Raw genomic sequence first — 16,753 nt, 5'->3', positions numbered from 1 at the left:
GTTTGTCATCGCCAGAACTGTGGAGTCGGTCGTGTTTTCCGAGCAGAAGTCCGTTGAAGAGTCCCTAGCCCTGCTCGGTCGCGGTGCCGACGAGATCCTCAAGCGCGAGGAGCTGGCGGAGCGCCTCGCCGCCTCGATGAAGGCCGGGGGCCGCCCGCTGCGGGTCAAGGCCGGCTTCGACCCGACCGCGCCGGACCTGCACATCGGCCACACCGTCCTGCTGAACAAGATGCGCCAGTTCCAGGACCTGGGGCACCAGGTGATCTTCCTGATCGGCGACTTCACCGGGATGATCGGCGACCCGACCGGCAAGAACGTCACCCGCAAGCCGCTGACCCGCGAGGACGTGCTGGCCAATGCCCGCACCTACGAGGAGCAGGTGTTCAAGGTGCTGGACCGCGAGCGCACCGAAGTGCGCTTCAACAGCGAGTGGTTCGGGAAGATGTCGGCGGCCGACATGATCCGCCTGGCCGGCCAGCACACGGTGGCGCGCATGCTCGAGCGCGACGACTTCGCCAAGCGCTACGCGGCGCAGCAGTCGATCGCCATCCACGAGTTCCTCTACCCGCTGGTGCAGGGCTACGACTCGGTGGCGCTGGAGGCGGACGTGGAGCTGGGCGGCACCGACCAGAAGTTCAACCTGCTGATGGGCCGTGGCCTGCAGGAGCACCACGGGCAGAAGCCGCAGATCGTGCTGACCATGCCGTTGCTGGAAGGCCTGGATGGCGTCAACAAGATGAGCAAGTCGCTGGGCAACTACATCGGCATCAGCGAGCCGGCGATCGACATCGTGACCAAGACGATGAAGATCGGCGACGACCTGACCTGGCGCTGGATCGACCTGCTCAGCTTCGACATCTCGGTGGCCGAGGCGGCGAAGCTGCGCGCGGACGTCGAGTCCGGCGCGTTGAACCCGCGCGAGGTCAAGCTGCGCCTGGCGCGCGAGCTGGCTACGCGTTTCCACGATGCCGCCGCCGCCGAGCAGGCCATCGCCGGCTGGCATGCGGTGGTCACCGGACAGGGCGATACTTCATCCCTGCCGCTGCAGGACGTGCTGGTGCCGGCCGAAGGTATCCGCATCGCCGCGCTGCTCACCGCCGCCGGGATCACCCCGTCCAACTCGGAGGCCAACCGCAAGCTCAAGGAGCGCGCGGTCAAGGTCGAGGGCGTGGTGGTCGAGGACGCGACCCAGTCGTTCGCGCCCGGTTTCGAAGGCGTGCTGCAGGTCGGCAAGCGCAACTTCGCGCGGGTGAGGCTGGTCGCCGGCTGAAGCGGCCGACGCATTGCTCCGCTTCTGTAGGAGCGGGCATGACCGCGACACCGACGCCGTCGGCATGATCGACGTTTGAAGGCGCCCCGGTCCGTCGATGCCTTCTCCCTCGCGCCTGCAAGTGGTGCACGGCCGTCATGTTGGATGACGTAGTAACGGCCGGAGCATTGGTGGACGAAGGTGTCGCATCTACCGACGGCGTCGGTGTCGCGGTCATGCCCGCTCCTACAAAGAGAGGCAAGTCGGCGCAACCCTGTGGGAAGCGGTGGAACTGGCGCCTGCACGCCGTTACAGCGTGTGCGTCACCACGCAGTCGCGGCCGGCACGCTTGGCGGTATAGAGCGCCTCGTCGGCGCCGCGCATCAGCATCGACAGCGGCATCGACCGGTTCGACATGGCCACGCCCAGGCTGCTGGTGACCCGCACCGGCGGCGCCGGCGGATCCAGGCGCATGGTCGACAGCGAGACGCGGATGCGCTCGGCCAGGTGGTGCGCGTTATGCGCGTCCGGGCCGGTCACCACGATCACGAACTCCTCGCCCCCGGTGCGCGCGAACACGTCGTGCTCGCGGGTCTGGCTGCGGATCGTGTCGCTGAGCTTCTGCAGCACCAGGTCGCCGATCTCGTGCCCGTAGCGGTCGTTGACCCGCTTGAAGTGGTCCAGGTCCAGCGCGATCACCGCCAGGTGGCCCTCGCGGGTCAGCCGTTCCAGGTCCGGGTCGAGCCGGGCGAACAGTCCGCGCCGGTTGAGCGTGCCGGTGAGCGGATCGAGCATCGCGGTCTGCCGCAAGGATTCGGCGGCGCGGAAGCTGGTCAGCATCAGCATGCAGAAGTTGATCAGGTACCACGTCGACAGGTCGACATTGACCCAGGCGTCGTTGGGGCCGTAGCGGCCGGTGAAGGCATGCAACAGGTCGCGGCCATAGAGGAAGGCCAGCACCATGCAGCCCAGCATCACCAGTCGCGCCGGCACGCGCAGCGGCGGGGTGTCGAGCTGGCGCAGCTGCCACAGCATCACCGCCAGCATGGCCAGTTCGGCCAGGCTCATCGCCGCGCCCTGGCCGTCGATCGCGTCGCCGGCCAGCCAGGCCAGCAAAGAAAGGGCGACGAATGCCGGCACCAGCATCCATTCGGTGCGCCGCAGCGGGCGTTGCTGGACGAACTTGATGGTCGCGCCCGCAAGCACGGCCAGGCCGCCGCAGGCGAGGATGCCGCCGATGGCCGCGACCACCACGGTCGCGGTCGCCGAACCGGCGCGCTCCAGCCCGGTGGCGGTGCCGTCGAGCATCGCCGCACCCAGCGAATAGATGAAATGCCCCGCGCCCCACGACGCGATGCCGCGCACCCCGCGCGAAACCCTCGACACGTACCAGAACAGGCCCAGCAGGATCAGTGCCAGCGCGCAGTCGGTCAGCAGAAGGTTGTAGAAATCGGTAGTCATCCGCCTCCCTGTCCCCGCCGCGGACGCCGCCGGCCCGCCTCCGATGTGCCCCGCTTCCATCGGGACGACCCAAGCGTCGCCGATGCGTTGCGGGCAGGCAAGCCCCTGAAGTCACCCGCGCGCGCAAACAGGAAGGGGCGCATCGAGCGCCCCTTCCTCCGTCACTCGCGTTCAGCTGCGATCAGTCGCCCAGGGTCAGCAGCGAAGCGTTGCCACCGGCGGCGGTGGTGTTGACGGTCACGGTCTTCTCGGTGGCGAAGCGCGGCAGGTAGTGCGGGCCGCCGGCCTTGGGGCCGGTGCCCGAGAGGCCCTGGCCGCCGAAGGGCTGCACGCCGACCACCGCGCCGATCTGGTTGCGGTTGACGTAGACGTTGCCGACCTTCACCCGCGACACGATCCGGTCCACGGTCTCGTCGATGCGCGAATGGATGCCCAGGGTCAGGCCGTAGCCGGTGGCGTTGACCTGCTCGATCACCGCGTCCAGGTGCTCGGCCTTCCAGCGCAGCACGTGCAGCACCGGACCGAACACCTCGCTTCGCAGCTGCGAAAGCGACTGCAGTTCGTAGGCGCGCGGGGCGAAGAACGTGCCCTGCGCGGCGCCGGCGTCCACCGGGACGGTGGCGATGTGCCGGGCCTCGCGGTCCATGCGCTGGGCATGGGCCTGCAGCAGCTCCAGTGCGTCGGCATCGATCACCGGGCCGACGTCGGTGGCCAGCAGGCCGGGGTCGCCGACCTTCAGTTCGGCCATCGCGCCGGCGAGCATCGTCATCACCTTGTCGGCGATGTCGTCCTGCACGAACAGCACGCGCGCGGCCGAGCAGCGCTGGCCGGCGGAGGTGAAGGCGGAACCGATCGCATCCTTGACCAGCTGTTCGGGCAGTGCGGAGGAGTCGGCGATGAGCGCGTTCTGGCCGCCGGTCTCGGCGATCAGCACCGCGATGGGCGCCTCGTCGCGCGCGGCCAGCGCGCGGTTGATCGCGCGTGCTGTGTCGGTGGAACCGGTGAAGGCCACGCCGGCCACGCGCGCGTCGGCGGTCAGCGCCGCACCGACGGTGGCGCCGTCGCCGGGCACGAACTGCAGGACCTGTTCGGGAACGCCGGCTTCGTGCAGCAGCTTCACCGCCGCATGCCCGATGAGGTTGGTCTGTTCGGCCGGCTTGGCGATCACGCTGTTGCCGGCGGCCAGCGCTGCGGCGACCTGGCCCAGGAAGATCGCCAGCGGGAAGTTCCACGGGCTGATGCACACGAACACGCCGCGGCCTTGCAGCTGCAGCACGTTGGATTCGCCGGTCGGCCCGGGCAGCTGCTCGGGTGCGCCGAACTGGCGGCGCGCCTGGCTGGCGTAGTAGCGCAGGAAGTCGACCGCCTCGCGCACTTCGGCGACCGAGTCGGGCAGGGTCTTGCCGGCTTCGCGCACGCACAGCGCCATGAACTCCGGCATGCGCTGCTCGAGCAGGGTGGCGGCGTGTTCGAGGATCGCGGCGCGGCTGGCGGCGGGGGTGAGGTCCCAGGCCGGCTGCGCGGACACGGCATTGGCCAGCGCGCGCTGCACGGTGGCGGCATCGGCCGGCTGCCAGTGGCCCACGACCTGGTGGCGGTCGGCTGGACTGGTGACCGCGAGGCTTTCGCTGCTGGCCTGCGCGGCGCCAGGCACCAGCGGTGCGGCGCGCCAGGGGCCGGCATGTTCGCCGAGGCGCCCGGCCAGCGTCTTCAGTTCGTTGTCGTCGGCGAAGTTGGCGCCCATGGAGTTGTTCCTGTCGAAGCCTTGCTGGATGAAGAGATCGCGCGGCAAGGGGATGCGCGGATGGGCGATGGAGGAGCCGCCCGAATCGAAGCCGGCCACCGCGGCGACCGGGTCCTGGATCAGTTCGGCCACCGGCACGTCCTCGTCGGTGATCCGGTTGACGAAGCTGGAGTTGGCGCCGTTCTCGAGCAGGCGGCGCACCAGGTACGGCAGCAGGTCCTCGTGGCTGCCCACCGGCGCGTACACGCGGCACGGCACGCCGAGGCGGTCGGCCGGCACCACTTCGGCATACAGGTCGTCGCCCATGCCGTGCAGCTTCTGGTGCTCGTATGGCCGGCCCTTCGCGATCGCCCTGATCGCCGCGATGGTCTGCGCGTTGTGCGTGGCGAACATCGGGTACAAGGCGTCGCCATGGCCGAACATGCGCCGGGCCGTCGCCAGGTAGGACACGTCGGTGTTCTGCTTGCGGGTGAACACCGGGTAGCCGGCCTGGCCCTCGACCTGGGCGCGCTTGATCTCCGCGTCCCAGTACGCGCCCTTGACCAGGCGCACCGGGATGCGGCGGCCGACGCGGCGGGCCAGGTCGGCGAGGAAGTCGATCACGAACGGCGCGCGCTTCTGGTACGCCTGCACCGCCAGGCCGTAGCCTTCCCAGCCATCGAGGGACGGATCGGAGAAGGTCGCCTCGATCAGGTCCAGCGACAGCTCCAGGCGGTCGCTTTCCTCGGCATCGACCGTGTAGCCGATGCCATAGCCCTTCGCCAGGTGCGCCAGTTCCAGCACCGCCGGTGCGAGCTCGGCCATGACCCGCTCGCGCTTGGCGTGTTCGTAGCGCGGGAACAGCGCGGAAAGCTTGATCGAAATGCTGGGCGCGGCGAAGACGTCGCCAGCGGCATGGTTGCCGCTGCGCCCGATCGCGTGGATCGCGTCGCGGTACGCCTGCAGGTAGCGCTGCGCGTCCTTCATTGTCAGCGCGCCTTCGCCGAGCATGTCGAACGAATAGCGGTAGGCGGCGTTGTCGCCTTTCTTCGAACGCGACAGCGCTTCGGAGATCGTGCGGCCCATGACGAACTGATGGCCCATGATCCGCATCGCCTGGCGCACGGCCAGGCGCACCACCGGCTCGCCGACGCGGCCGACCAGGCGCTTGAACGCGCCGGGCACGTCGTGGCGGGTGAGGTCGTTGAGGTTGACCAGCCTGCCGGTGAGCATCAGCCCCCAGGTCGAGGCGTTGACCAGCACCGATTCGCTCTGGCCCAGGTGCTTTTCCCAGTCGGCGTCGCCGAGCTTGTCGCGGATCAGCTTGTCGGCGGTTTCCTGGTCGGGGATGCGCAGCAGGGCTTCGGCCACGCACATCAGCAGCACGCCTTCCTCGCTGCCCAGGTCGTACTGGCGCATGAAGGCTTCGATCGCGCCCTGGTCCTGGGCGCGGGCGCGCACGCGGCGGACCAGGTCGGCGGCCAGCGCGTCGATCTCGTCCTGTGCCAGCGCGTCCTGCCGGGCCTGCACCAGCAGCTCGCGGACGTGGGTGTCCTCGTCGCGCAGCCAAGCCGCGGTGATCGCGGCGCGCAGCGGCGATGGCGTGGCGGCGCTGCCGGTGGCGACGACCGGGATCGGCGCATCGGCAGCGGGGGCGTCGGCGGGCGGCGTGCAGGATGGGGGCGTGGCTTGGGCGGTCATGGCGGGTATCGGCAGGAGGACGAACGCCGCCGGCATCCGGCTTCGGACGGGCGCAGTGGCGACGGGCCCGGGCGGGCGCGGGAAGCGGCCATGATGGCGCCGCCGGCCGCGGCTGGCTTGACGGATTCCGGCGCGATGGCCGCCCGGGCCGGCACAAACCGCCCCGCGGCAGGCTCAGGGCTGGCGCAGCGCCCGGTATTCGCTCGGGGTCATTCCGACCAGGGCCACGAAGCGGCGGGTGAATGCGCTCTGGTCGCCGAAGCCGCAGGCCTGGGCGATCGAGGCGATGTTGCCCGGGCCGTGCAGGCGATGCATCGCCGCCTGGATCCGGATCCGGCTCAGCAGCTGCAGCGGCGTGAGCTGGAACACTTTCTGGAAGGTGCGTTCAAGCTTGGAAGCCGAGAAGCCGGTGATCGCCAGCAGGTCGTGGATGCGGATGTTCCCGGCGTAATGCCGGTTCATGTGGACGAGGGCTTCCCGCAGCGACTGGTAGTCGGCCGCCAGGCCCTCGCGGCTGGCCAGGTCGCGGGAGATGCCGACCAGGCCGGCCACCTGCCCGTCCACCAGCAAGGGCCGCTTGCAGGTCAGGCACCAGCCCGGCTCCTGGTCGGGGAACAGCTGCAGTTCCAGCAGGTTGTCGATCACCGCGCCTTCCAGCACCTGCTGGTCCTGAAGGCCATAAGTCACGCCCAGGCCGCCGGGGTAAAGCTCGATGGCGCGGCGGCCGATGATCTCGCGCCGCGAACGCAGGCCCAGCCGGCGCAGCATGGTCGCGTTGACGTGGGTGTAGCGGCCCTCGCGGTCCTTGATGAAGAACAGCACGTCCGGGATCGAGTCGAACAGGGCTTCGACCTCGGCGGCATCCACGGCCAGGGGGGTGGGCTTCACGGCGTGACGGGGCGCGCAGGGGTCCGGAGCGGACGGGAGGCGGCCATTCTAGGGCTTGCCGGGCCGGTGCCCCGCTTGCGGACGGGTCAGGACCTGCGGCATGCCCCCGCTGCCGCGTGCGTTGGCCGGTTTCGACGTCGTCCTTTGATCGCCGCAGGCTACAGCTGCATCTCCCATTGCAGCCGCACGCCCACCGGCGGGCGGCGCTGCCGGTCGATCCGCTGCAGGCCATCGGCGTCCAGATACCACTGGCCTGTTTCCAGGGTCGGATACAGGGCGTTGGTGACGGCCAGGCGCAGTTTCGCGCGCCTGGCCGGAGCCCACAGCAGGTACATGTCCAGCTCGCGCCGGTACGCGTCCAGGTTGCCGCGGGAGGCGGTGATCCGCACCGGGCCGCCACTGCGATAGGTGTAGCCCAGGCCGGCGGTCCACTCCGGATCGAACTTCCAATCGGCGCCGAGTGTGGCGCTGAACGGAACCTGCTGGTCTATGCGGTTGTCGGGGCCAGGAACACCGTCGACCCTGGAGCGGTTGAGGGTGGCGTTGAAGCGCAGGTCGATGGCCGGGGCACCGGCATGCAGCTGCGCCAGGCCGGCACGCGCATCCATCTCCAGGCCCCAGGCGCTGGCGTCGCCGCCGTTGGCCGGGAAGGCGACCCAGCGGCCTTCGAGCATCCGCGTTTCAGTGCGGATCACGCCGCGGATCCGGCGCACGTAGCCGCCGACGCTCAGTCGCGCGCCGTCCTTGCCATAACGTTCGTATGCCGCATCCAGGCCGGTGGCCAGTTCCGGTTCCAGTCCGGGATTGCCGCGCACGTCCGGGTTCAACGGGCGATTGTTGGTGGAGGTGTAGGGGCGCGCGCTGAGCGCGGCCAGGGTGGGTGCCTTGAACGTGCGGCTCAGCGCCAGGCGGACCTGGTCCTTGTCGCTTCCGGGCATCTTCCACAGCGACTGCATGACCGGGGAAAGCACGCTGGCTCGATTGCGCACGGCGGCAAGTCCGCTGCCGTCGCTGGTGGTTTCGATCGTCTCCCAGCGCAGGCCCAGGTACATCGACCACTGCGGCGAGAACGTGATGTCGTCCTGGGCGTAGGCAGCGAGGCGACGGATCTGCGCATCGAACGACAGGTCGCTGATCCACTCCTGGTTGCCCGCCACCGGAAACAGGTGCTGGACGCGGGTTTCGCGGCGCCGGTCCACGCCGGCATCCCACCCGGCCTGGACCTGGTGCCGCCCGGCCTGCGGCAACGACCACTTGCCGCTGCTGCCGAGGTTGTGGACGTCCATGTCGGCGGTGGTGTGGTCCTCCAGGTTGAGCGAGCCGTCGGCTGCGTAACCCTGTTCGCGGAACAGGTAGTCCTCGCGGTTCCAGGCGGCGTTGGCCTTGGCGGTCAGTGTGCCGGCGGCCGCGAACGGGTGGGTCCACGCGACACTGGCGTTGAACTGGGTGTTGTCGATGTCGTTGCCCTGGCGGTAGCGGACGTGGTCCAGCTGCGGGCCGAGCAGCGTTTCCCAGTCCACGTCCCCGGTGCGTTTGAGATGGCTGCTGTCCAGGAAGGCCTGCAGCGCCAGGGTGTCGTCGTTGGCCAGGCGCAGGTCCAGGGTGGGGGCGAGGGTTAGCCCATCGCGCACGCCGATGGAGCGCAGTCGGGTGGTGCGGCGCAGGTTTTCCACGCCGGCAGGATCGTAGCCGCGCTCCAGGCCGGTGTCTTCGTAGAGGAACTCGCGCCGCGCCGCGGTGGCGGTGAGCACATGGCTGCGGCTTTCCTCGCGACGGCTCGAGCGCCAGCTTGCCGATGGCGCCTGCCGACCATCGGCCGTGGCCCAGGCCAGGGTCAGTTGCCTGGCGTCCGTGCGCGCGGTCTGCGCCAGCACGATGTTGATCGTTCCGGCGATGGACTCGCCGCTGAGGTCGGCGGTCGGGGAGCGCAGGATTTCGATGCGCTCGACCATGTCCGGCGTCAGCGAGTCGAAATCGAAGCCGGTGGGTGCGCGCTGTCCGTCGATCAGGACCTGGGTGTAGCCGGCCATGCCGCGCAACGCGACCGCTCCGGAGCGCCCGGGCGTGCCACTGCCGATGGTGACGCCGGGCAGCCGCTTGAGGGCCTCGCCCAGCGTGGTGTCACCCTGCCGGAGCAGTTCTTCGCGAGCGATCACGATGCGGGTCGCGGTGTCGTCGCGGCGGGCGTCGTAGCGTTCACCCTGCACCGATACGCTGTCCAGGTCCGTGGTGGCGGTCGCGTTGGCGGGCGTCGCCGGCACGGAGGGGGCCGGGGCAGGCGCCGAGGTCGCTTGCACCGGAGCGGATTGCGCCTGGGTTGATTGCGCCGAAGCGAGCGGGGTGGCGCACAGCAGGGCGATCGCGATCGCCAGGGGAAGCATGCGGCGGCATGGCATCGGGTCGTGTTCTCCGTGTCGTGGGGTGTTTCGCGCGCGCACTCGCCCGTCCTGCGGCCAGGAAAGTGGTGCGCCTGAAGAAGGGGTATCTGTGGGGCGGGCTACGCGTTCATCGCAGTCGCGGTTCCGGATCGATCCGCTGCCCGTGCCGCAGCAGCTCCACGTGCACGTGGGGACCGGTGGTCTCGCCGGTGGTGCCGATGCCGGCGATGCGTTCGCCCGCCTTGACCTGCTGGCCCGGCGTCACGTCGAAGCTGTCCAGGTGGGCATACAGCGTCTGCCAGCCGTGGCCGTGGTCGAGCACGACCACGGTGCCGTAGCGCGGGCCGCCCGGGTACTGCGTGGTGGCGGCCACGACGATGCCGTCGGCGGGCGCAAGCACGTCCGTGCCTCGCCGGGCTGCCAGGTCCATGCCGTTGTGCGCTCGCTTGCGGCCGCCGCCGGTGTCCTGGAAATGGCTGCTCACGCGTGCCGAGGGGACAGGGCTGGAGAAAAGCGGCTCGGGCTCGGCCACGGCTACATGGAGGGCGGTACCGACACTGGAACTGGCGACGGGAACGCGCGGGTCCGCCAGCGCGGCCTGCATCGAGGCCAGCAGGCCGCCGACGGCTATCGCCATGGCCGTGAACAGCACGCGTAGACGTAGCGGCAAGGCCCGGTCCGGATCTCCGCCCAGCATGTGCCGCAAGCGCAGCAGGTGATCGTCGATGCGCCGCCCGGCAAACGCCATGGTGGCGTGGCCGCCGGTGTGGTCCATGCGCAACGTGTCGACGTAGGCCGAAGCAAGGTCGCGTCCGGCCGCGGTATCGACCTGCAGCGCCCAGGCGTCGCAGCGCAGTTCGGCCGCCATCTGGACGCGCGCGGCAAGAAGGCGGACGAACGGGTCGAACCAGAGCACGGCGCCGGCCAGCCGCATGCATGCCGCCCGCTGCGGATCGTGGTTCAGCAGATGCGCGGCCTCATGGCGGATGACCATGTGCAGCTGGCGGTCGCTGAAGCGTTCCAGCGCGGTGGCCGGCAGGACGATGACCGGCTGCGGCCAGCTCACCGCAAACGGGCTGACCGTCTGCGCGGTCAGGCGCACACCGATCCCGGCATTCATCAGGCGCCGCACTTCCTCCGCGCAGGCCTGCCCCGGCCAGCGGGTACGGCCCACGGGCGTTGATGCGCGCAACACGCGCCGTACCGCCAGCGCGCCACGCAGTTGGGCGAGCAGGGCGACGCCGACACCGGCCAGGTACAGCGCGGCCAGCAGCAGGGCAGGTTGCGGCAGGGAAAGGGCCGACGTTCTTGCGGCAATCCCGGCATCCACGCCGTCGTCGATCGCCAAAGGCAGGGGCAAGTACGCCGGCAGCGGAACGACCGCAGGAGCCCACAGATCCAGCGCAACCGCGATGACGGCCGGCGCTGCCGCCAGCAGCCACAACCCGAGCCAGTAGTTGCGCGATGCATGGGAGATGCGCAGCCAGCGCTGCAGCCCTACTCCCAGGCCCCAGGCAAGTGCACCGGCCACCAGGCAGCCGAAGACATGGACGATCCAGAAGCTGGAGGCGGGCAGGCTCATGACCGGTCCTCCGCGTCGGGGGAGCGCAACAACGCTTCGAGTTGTTCGATCTCCGTCTCGCTCAGCAGGCGGCTGTCGGCGAACGCCTGCACCGGCAAGGGGCCATCGATCTCCAGCACGCGGCGGGCGAAGTCCGCGCTCAGCGCAGCCAGGGTCGCCACCTTGCCGACCTTGGCCCGGTACACGTTGAGGCCGTGGAGGGATTCCTCCGCCACCAGCCCCTTGTCGACCATGCGTTCGAGGGTCTTGCGGGTGGAGGAGTAGGACCAGTCCAGCGCCGGAGCCACGCTGTTGTGCAGCTCGCGGGCGCTGCAGGCGGTGTGGCGCCAGAGGCATTTCAGCATTTCCAGTTCCGCATTGGACGGGGTCGGCGAACTGCCCATCGAGGCGCTCCGGCGTTTGATTTGTGTCGCAACCATGCGACATGTGTCGCACGTCGTCAAGAGGCGTCCGAATTCCGGGCTAGGCTTCCTGCTGCCCCTCTGTGCGGTCGCGATGAGCCATCGTCTAACGGGTGGGAGAAGGCTGATTGCTCGGCCATGTGATGGATCGTTGGCGGCCGAGGGCGGGCCGGCATCGGTGTCCAGACGTAGCTGGCCTGTGCATTGGCGATGTCACCTTGTCCCGTCCAGAGGCTCGCGTGGCGGTGCTGGAGACGGGGCCACGGACCCGGCATGCGGGCGCTGCGAGTCCCGGCAGTCCCCGCTCCATTACTTGCTCCGGATCAATGCAAGTTGCCGCTGGGTATGCCCAACGCTTACCATCTTTAGTGTTTTCCGCAGGCGGCAAGCGGCGGTGGGCGACATGATCGAGGTGGTTCCGTCCAGATCCGGCGACGCCGGCGCGCAGCTGCGGCTGCGCCCGCCGCGGGCGCTGACGGCCCGCCAGTTCAGGTCGCTGTTCGCCGCGCTGGCGGGGGCGATGTGGCTGGTGGCCGGGCTTGGCTGGCTGGCTGGCAACGTCTTCGCGCCGGCCTTCGCCCTGCTGCACAGCGCGGGGGTCGCGCTGGCGCTGCGATGGGTGTGGCGCAGCGGGGAACGGGGCGAGGAGATCGCCATCGGTCCCGGGACGGTGGAAGTCCGTCGCGGGGCCGATGCTGTTTTCAGCGCCCATCCGTACTGGGTGCGGGTGCGCGTGGAGGGGGACGACGGCAGGGTCACGCTGTCGTCCAGCGGCAGACGGGTCGAGGTGGGCGCTTTCCTGGGCCCGGCCGAACGCTCGCAACTGGCGCGGTGTTTGAACGAATTCCTGGCGGCCGCAGCCCATGGCGATGGCCGCAACCGATGACGCAGACAGGGTCTAGGCAATGATGCAAGCGAAGGGTTGGTGGAAGCGGTTGATCGCGACGGGCGCGCTGTTGGCGTCCCCCGCGCTGGCCTGGGCCCAGTCGGCGGATCCGCACCGCTGGCAGTTGAACATGGGGCGCGGCGTGACCGCTTCCTCGCAGAACGCGTATGAAGCGCACATGATCGTGCTGATCGTGTGCGTGGTCATCGGCGTGATCGTGTTCGGTGCGATGGGCTACGCGATGTTCAAGTTCCGCCGCTCCAAGGGCGCGGTCGCGGCGCAGTTCAGCCACAACACCACCGCCGAGGTGATCTGGACGGTGATCCCGGTCGTGATCCTGATCGCCATGGCCTGGCCGGCGACGGCCAAGCTGATCGCGATGTACGACACCCGCGACGCCGCGATGACCGTGAAGGTCACCGGCTACCAGTGGATGTGGAAGTACGACTACCTGGGCGAGGGCGTGTCGTTCACCAGCCGCCTGGACCGCGAGTCCGACCGCATCCGCCAGAGCGGCGAGCAGCCGACCCTCGAGGCCAACCCGCACTACCTGCTGGACGTGGACAACCGCCTGGTCCTGCCGGTCGACACCAAGGTCCGCTTCGTCATCACCGCCGACGACGTCATCCACGCCTGGTGGGTGCCGGCGCTGGGCTGGAAGCAGGATGCGATCCCCGGCCTGATCAACGAGGCCTGGACCGAGATCAAGACCCCCGGCGTGTATCGCGGCCAGTGCGCCGAGCTGTGCGGCAAGGACCACGGCTTCATGCCGATCGTGGTCGAGGCGGTGTCGAAGGAAGAGTTCGCCCGCTGGCTGGCATCGAAGAAGCCCGCGCCTGCTGCACCGGTCGAGCCTGCCCCGGCACCCGAGGCCGCTCCGGTCGACGCCGGCGCCCCGGCCGATGCCGGCGCCGCTCCCGAAGCCGCCGCGCCGGACGCCGCTCCCGAAGCCGGCGCCGCGCAGGGCTGATCCGCCCGGTCCGACAAGAACAAGGCAACGGCCGCCCGGCGGCCGCCACGCACACGCATTCCAGAGGTAGCAACGCCATGGCCCATTCCGCAGTCGACCACCACGACGACCACCACGGCCACAAGCAGGGGTTCTTCGATCGCTGGTTCTTCTCGACCAACCACAAGGACATCGGCACGCTGTACCTGCTGTTCTCCTTCGTGATGTTCATCATCGGCGCGGGCATGAGCGTGATCATCCGCCTGGAGCTGATGACGCCGGGCCTGCAGCACGTCACCCCCGAATTCTTCAACCAGATGACCACCGTGCACGCGCTGGTCATGATCTTCGGTGGCGTGATGCCGGCCTTCGTCGGCCTGGCCAACTGGATGATCCCGCTGCAGATCGGCGCGCCGGACATGGCGCTGCCGCGCATGAACAACTGGTCCTTCTGGATCATGCCGTTCGCCTTCACCCTGCTTCTGATGACGCTGTTCCTGCCGGGCGGCGCGCCTGCCGGCGGCTGGACGCTGTACCCGCCGCTGTCGCTGCAGGGCGGCTACAACGTGGCGTTCACGATCTTCGCCATCCACATGATGGGCGTCAGCTCGATCATGGGCTCGATCAACATCATCGCCACGGTGCTGAACATGCGCGCGCCGGGCATGGACCTGCTGAAGATGCCGATCTTCTGCTGGACCTGGCTGATCACCGCGTTCCTGCTGATCGCGGTCATGCCGGTGCTGGCGGGCGCGGTGACGATGCTGCTGACCGACAAGTTCTTCGGCACCAGCTTCTTCAACGCCGCCGGTGGCGGCGACCCGGTGATGTTCCAGCACATCTTCTGGTTCTTCGGACACCCCGAGGTCTACATCATGATCCTGCCCGCCTTCGGCGTGGTCAGCGAGATCATCCCGACCTTCAGCCGCAAGCCGCTGTTCGGCTACCAGGCGATGGTCTACGCGACCGCCTCGATCGCGTTCCTGTCGTTCATCGTCTGGGCCCACCACATGTTCACCGTGGGCATGCCACTGGGTGGCGAGATCTACTTCATGTTCGCGACCATGCTGATCGCGGTGCCGACCGGCGTGAAGGTGTTCAACTGGGTCAGCACGATGTGGAAGGGCTCGCTGAGCTTCGAAGCACCGATGCTGTGGTCGGTCGCGTTCGTGATCCTGTTCACCATCGGCGGTTTCTCCGGCCTGATGCTGGCCATTGTCCCGGCGGACTTCCAGTATCACGACACCTACTTCGTGGTGGCGCACTTCCACTACGTGCTGGTCACCGGCGCGGTGTTCGGCCTGATCGCCGCGGTCTACTACTGGTGGCCGAAGTGGACCGGGCGCATGTACAACGAGACCGCTGCCAAGTTCCACTTCTGGTGGACCATGGTGTTCGTCAACGTGCTGTTCTTCCCGCAGCACTTCCTGGGCCTGGCCGGCATGCCGCGCCGTATCCCGGACTACAACGTGGTGTTCGCCGACTGGAACCTGGTCAGCTCGATCGGTGCGTTCGGCATGTTTGCCACCCCGTTCCTGATGGCCGGCATCCTGCTGCACTCTCTGCGCAACGGCGCCAAGGCCGATGCCCGCGCGTGGGAAAGCGCGCGTGGCCTGGAGTGGACCGTGCCGTCGCCGGCGCCGCACCACACCTTCGCCACGCCGCCGGTGATCAAGGATGGCGACCTGGCCCACGGTGACGTGAGTCACTGAGGCGAGTCCTTCGCAAGAGCCCGCACATTCATGTGCGGGTGATCAACCCGAAAGCGCTGGCCTCCGACCGGATGCCGGCACTGAAGAAAAAGCAGCAGCCATGACCGCACCGAGCAACCACAACCAGGACAGCACGCAGCGCCGCAAGGGCGTGGCGCGCACGGCGTGGATCGTGGGCATCATCGCGATCGCGATCTACGTCGGCTTCATCCTGTCCGGCGTGCTGGGCGCGGCATGAGCGAGCCCCGGGCCCAGGCGAAGCGCGGTGCGGGCTGGCTCAAGCTGGCCGGCGTGGCGCTGGCCGCGTTCGCCTTCACCTTCTCGCTGGTGCCGCTGTACCGGATCGCCTGCGAAAAAGTGTTCGGCATCCGCCTCGAGGGCGGCACCGGCCAGGCGCGCGCGGGCACCGCGGCCGTCGCCGGCGAGGCGCGCAAGGCGCGCACCGTCACCGTGCAGTTCGATGGCGGCGTGAACTCGAAGTTGCCCTGGGCGTTCGAGCCCGAGCAGCTGACCATGCAGGTGGTGCCCGGCGAACTGAACGAGGCGATGTACTTCGCCCGCAACGACGGCGACCGGCCCATCGTCGGAAGCGCGGTGCCGTCGGTTGCACCGGCGCGCGCGTCGGGGCACTTCACCAAGACCGAATGTTTCTGCTTCACCGCGCAGACCCTGCAGCCGGGCGAATCGCGCGACATGCCGGTGCGCTTCATCGTCGACGCCGACCTGCCGGGCGACGTCAAGACGATCACCCTGTCCTACACTTTCTTCAAGAACGACGACCTGACCGCGCGACTTGGCGTGGCACAGGCTTCAAACGCGCCGCATTCGGCGCCCTGACGAGCACGGAACCACACGCCATGGCCCAACCGAACGCGGACCAATATTTCGTACCGACCCACAGCAAGGCGCCGATCATGGCTTCGGTCGCGCTGTTCACGCTGATGCTGGGCGTGGCCACGTGGCTCAACGGCATCACGTGGGGCAAGTGGACGTTCTTCGTCGGCCTGGCCGCGATGCTGGCGGTGCTCTTCTACTGGTTCAGCGAGGTGGTGCGTGAGTCGCTGGCCGGGCATTACAACCGCCAGGTCGACGTCTCGTTCCGGATGGGGATGATCTGGTTCATCTTCTCCGAAGTGATGTTCTTCGCCGCGTTCTTCGGCGCGCTGTTCTATGCCCGCCACCTGGCCCTGCCGTGGCTTGGCGGCGAAGGCGACGGCGTGATGACCAACGCGCTGCTGTGGGACGGCTACACCGCCGCCTGGCCGACCGCCGGCCCGGGCGAGGTCGGTGGCCAGTTCCAGACCATCCCGGCCTGGGGCCTGCCACTGCTCAACACCCTGATCCTGCTGACCTCGGGCGTGACCCTGACCATTGCCCACCACGCGCTCAAGGCGAATGCCCGCGGCCAGGTGCTGCTGTGGCTGGGCCTGACCGTGGTGCTGGGCCTGGCGTTCCTGTTCTTCCAGGTCGAGGAATACATCCACGCCTACAGGGACCTGAACCTGACCCTCGGTTCGGGCATCTACGGTTCGACGTTCTTCATGCTCACCGGTTTCCACGGCGCGCACGTGCTGCTGGGTACGATCATGCTGGCGATCATGTGGCTGCGCGTGGCCAAGGGCCACTTCACTTCCGACAACCATTTCGCCTTCGAAGCAGCCGCGTGGTACTGGCATTTCGTGGACGTGGTCTGGCTGGCGCTGTTCCTGTTCGTCTACGTGCTTTGAGTGCCGCCGGCCCTGGCCGGCAGCCTGAAGCGCGACGCGACAACGACAGGGGCGCCTCCGGGCGTCCCTGCTGTTTTCAGGAAACGGAAAGCGTGG

The 16,753-nt window shown here is 68.8% G+C and carries 13 protein-coding genes; 7 read left to right on the top strand and 6 right to left on the bottom strand.

Features of this window, described 5'->3' with window-relative positions; all coding sequences use genetic code 11:
• The first annotated feature begins 31 nt into the window (after nt 1-31).
• Complete coding sequence (gene tyrS / locus CSC65_RS00570; RefSeq protein WP_162408022.1) at nt 32-1,270, top strand: tyrosine--tRNA ligase; 1,239 nt, start codon at nt 32-34, stop codon at nt 1,268-1,270.
• A gap of 288 nt (nt 1,271-1,558) precedes the next feature.
• On the opposite strand, the gene CSC65_RS00565 is transcribed toward tyrS, so the two are convergent.
• From CSC65_RS00565 to CSC65_RS00540, 6 genes are all read right to left on the bottom strand, one after another.
• Complete coding sequence (locus CSC65_RS00565; RefSeq protein ID WP_162408021.1) at nt 1,559-2,710, bottom strand: GGDEF domain-containing protein; 1,152 nt, start codon at nt 2,708-2,710, stop codon at nt 1,559-1,561.
• 181 nt (nt 2,711-2,891) lie between these two features.
• Nucleotides 2,892-6,134 (bottom strand): bifunctional proline dehydrogenase/L-glutamate gamma-semialdehyde dehydrogenase PutA, encoded by a 3,243-nt coding sequence (gene putA, locus CSC65_RS00560; RefSeq protein WP_162408020.1) that lies wholly within the window; start codon nt 6,132-6,134, stop codon nt 2,892-2,894.
• A 174-nt stretch (nt 6,135-6,308) separates the two neighbouring features.
• A complete protein-coding gene (locus tag CSC65_RS00555; protein ID WP_162408230.1) occupies nt 6,309-7,007 on the bottom strand; it encodes an AraC family transcriptional regulator in 699 nt (232 codons plus the stop codon).
• Between the two features lie 173 nt (nt 7,008-7,180).
• Entirely contained in the window at nt 7,181-9,403 is a 2,223-nt protein-coding gene (locus CSC65_RS00550) for a TonB-dependent receptor plug domain-containing protein (RefSeq protein ID WP_162408019.1), read from the bottom strand.
• A 124-nt stretch (nt 9,404-9,527) separates the two neighbouring features.
• Complete coding sequence (locus CSC65_RS00545; RefSeq protein WP_162408018.1) at nt 9,528-10,982, bottom strand: M23/M56 family metallopeptidase; 1,455 nt, start codon at nt 10,980-10,982, stop codon at nt 9,528-9,530.
• Nucleotides 10,979-11,365 carry a BlaI/MecI/CopY family transcriptional regulator gene (locus CSC65_RS00540; protein ID WP_162408017.1) on the bottom strand — a complete coding sequence of 129 codons (387 nt, stop codon included), beginning with the start codon at nt 11,363-11,365 and terminating at the stop codon, nt 10,979-10,981. The genes CSC65_RS00545 and CSC65_RS00540 overlap by 4 nt, the downstream gene beginning before the upstream one ends.
• Before the next feature lie 421 nt (nt 11,366-11,786).
• Here CSC65_RS00540 and CSC65_RS00535 point away from each other — a divergent pair, with 421 nt between their 5' ends.
• From CSC65_RS00535 to CSC65_RS00515, 6 genes are all read left to right on the top strand, one after another.
• Complete coding sequence (locus tag CSC65_RS00535; RefSeq protein ID WP_162408016.1) at nt 11,787-12,269, top strand: DUF2244 domain-containing protein; 483 nt, start codon at nt 11,787-11,789, stop codon at nt 12,267-12,269.
• A 19-nt stretch (nt 12,270-12,288) separates the two neighbouring features.
• On the top strand, nt 12,289-13,239 hold the full coding sequence (gene coxB, locus CSC65_RS00530; RefSeq protein ID WP_162408015.1) for a cytochrome c oxidase subunit II: 951 nt from the start codon (nt 12,289-12,291) through the stop codon (nt 13,237-13,239).
• Between the two features lie 77 nt (nt 13,240-13,316).
• Nucleotides 13,317-14,930, top strand: coding sequence for a cytochrome c oxidase subunit I (ctaD, locus tag CSC65_RS00525; protein ID WP_162408014.1), 1,614 nt, complete (start codon nt 13,317-13,319; stop codon nt 14,928-14,930).
• A 100-nt stretch (nt 14,931-15,030) separates the two neighbouring features.
• The gene (locus tag CSC65_RS16105; RefSeq protein WP_202922800.1) at nt 15,031-15,168 is read left to right on the top strand and encodes a hypothetical protein; all 138 of its coding nucleotides are present in this window, start codon (nt 15,031-15,033) and stop codon (nt 15,166-15,168) included.
• Entirely contained in the window at nt 15,165-15,767 is a 603-nt protein-coding gene (locus CSC65_RS00520) for a cytochrome c oxidase assembly protein (protein WP_162408013.1), read from the top strand. Before CSC65_RS16105 ends, CSC65_RS00520 begins: the two co-directional genes overlap by 4 nt.
• Before the next feature lie 20 nt (nt 15,768-15,787).
• Entirely contained in the window at nt 15,788-16,657 is an 870-nt protein-coding gene (locus tag CSC65_RS00515; RefSeq protein WP_162408012.1) for a cytochrome c oxidase subunit 3, read from the top strand.
• Nucleotides 16,658-16,753 lie beyond the last annotated feature (96 nt).

Source organism: Pseudoxanthomonas daejeonensis (assembly GCF_010093205.1).
Lineage (GTDB): Bacteria > Pseudomonadota > Gammaproteobacteria > Xanthomonadales > Xanthomonadaceae > Pseudoxanthomonas > Pseudoxanthomonas daejeonensis.
Note: the sequence above shows the minus strand (reverse complement) of the source record. Positions and strands in the feature narration are given on the sequence as shown.

Excerpts from the sequence above, each read along its gene's own strand:
- CSC65_RS00565 (WP_162408021.1), bottom strand. The coding sequence starts at position 2,710 with ATGACTACCGATTTCTACAACCTTCTGCTGACCGACTGCGCGCTGGCA.
- putA (WP_162408020.1), bottom strand. The coding sequence starts at position 6,134 with ATGACCGCCCAAGCCACGCCCCCATCCTGCACGCCGCCCGCCGACGCC.
- CSC65_RS00550 (WP_162408019.1), bottom strand. The coding sequence starts at position 9,403 with ATGCTTCCCCTGGCGATCGCGATCGCCCTGCTGTGCGCCACCCCGCTC.
- CSC65_RS00545 (WP_162408018.1), bottom strand. The coding sequence starts at position 10,982 with ATGAGCCTGCCCGCCTCCAGCTTCTGGATCGTCCATGTCTTCGGCTGC.
- CSC65_RS00540 (WP_162408017.1), bottom strand. The coding sequence starts at position 11,365 with ATGGGCAGTTCGCCGACCCCGTCCAATGCGGAACTGGAAATGCTGAAA.
- CSC65_RS00535 (WP_162408016.1), top strand. The coding sequence starts at position 11,787 with ATGATCGAGGTGGTTCCGTCCAGATCCGGCGACGCCGGCGCGCAGCTG.
- coxB (WP_162408015.1), top strand. The coding sequence starts at position 12,289 with ATGATGCAAGCGAAGGGTTGGTGGAAGCGGTTGATCGCGACGGGCGCG.
- ctaD (WP_162408014.1), top strand. The coding sequence starts at position 13,317 with ATGGCCCATTCCGCAGTCGACCACCACGACGACCACCACGGCCACAAG.
- CSC65_RS16105 (WP_202922800.1), top strand. The coding sequence starts at position 15,031 with ATGACCGCACCGAGCAACCACAACCAGGACAGCACGCAGCGCCGCAAG.
- CSC65_RS00520 (WP_162408013.1), top strand. The coding sequence starts at position 15,165 with ATGAGCGAGCCCCGGGCCCAGGCGAAGCGCGGTGCGGGCTGGCTCAAG.
- CSC65_RS00515 (WP_162408012.1), top strand. The coding sequence starts at position 15,788 with ATGGCCCAACCGAACGCGGACCAATATTTCGTACCGACCCACAGCAAG.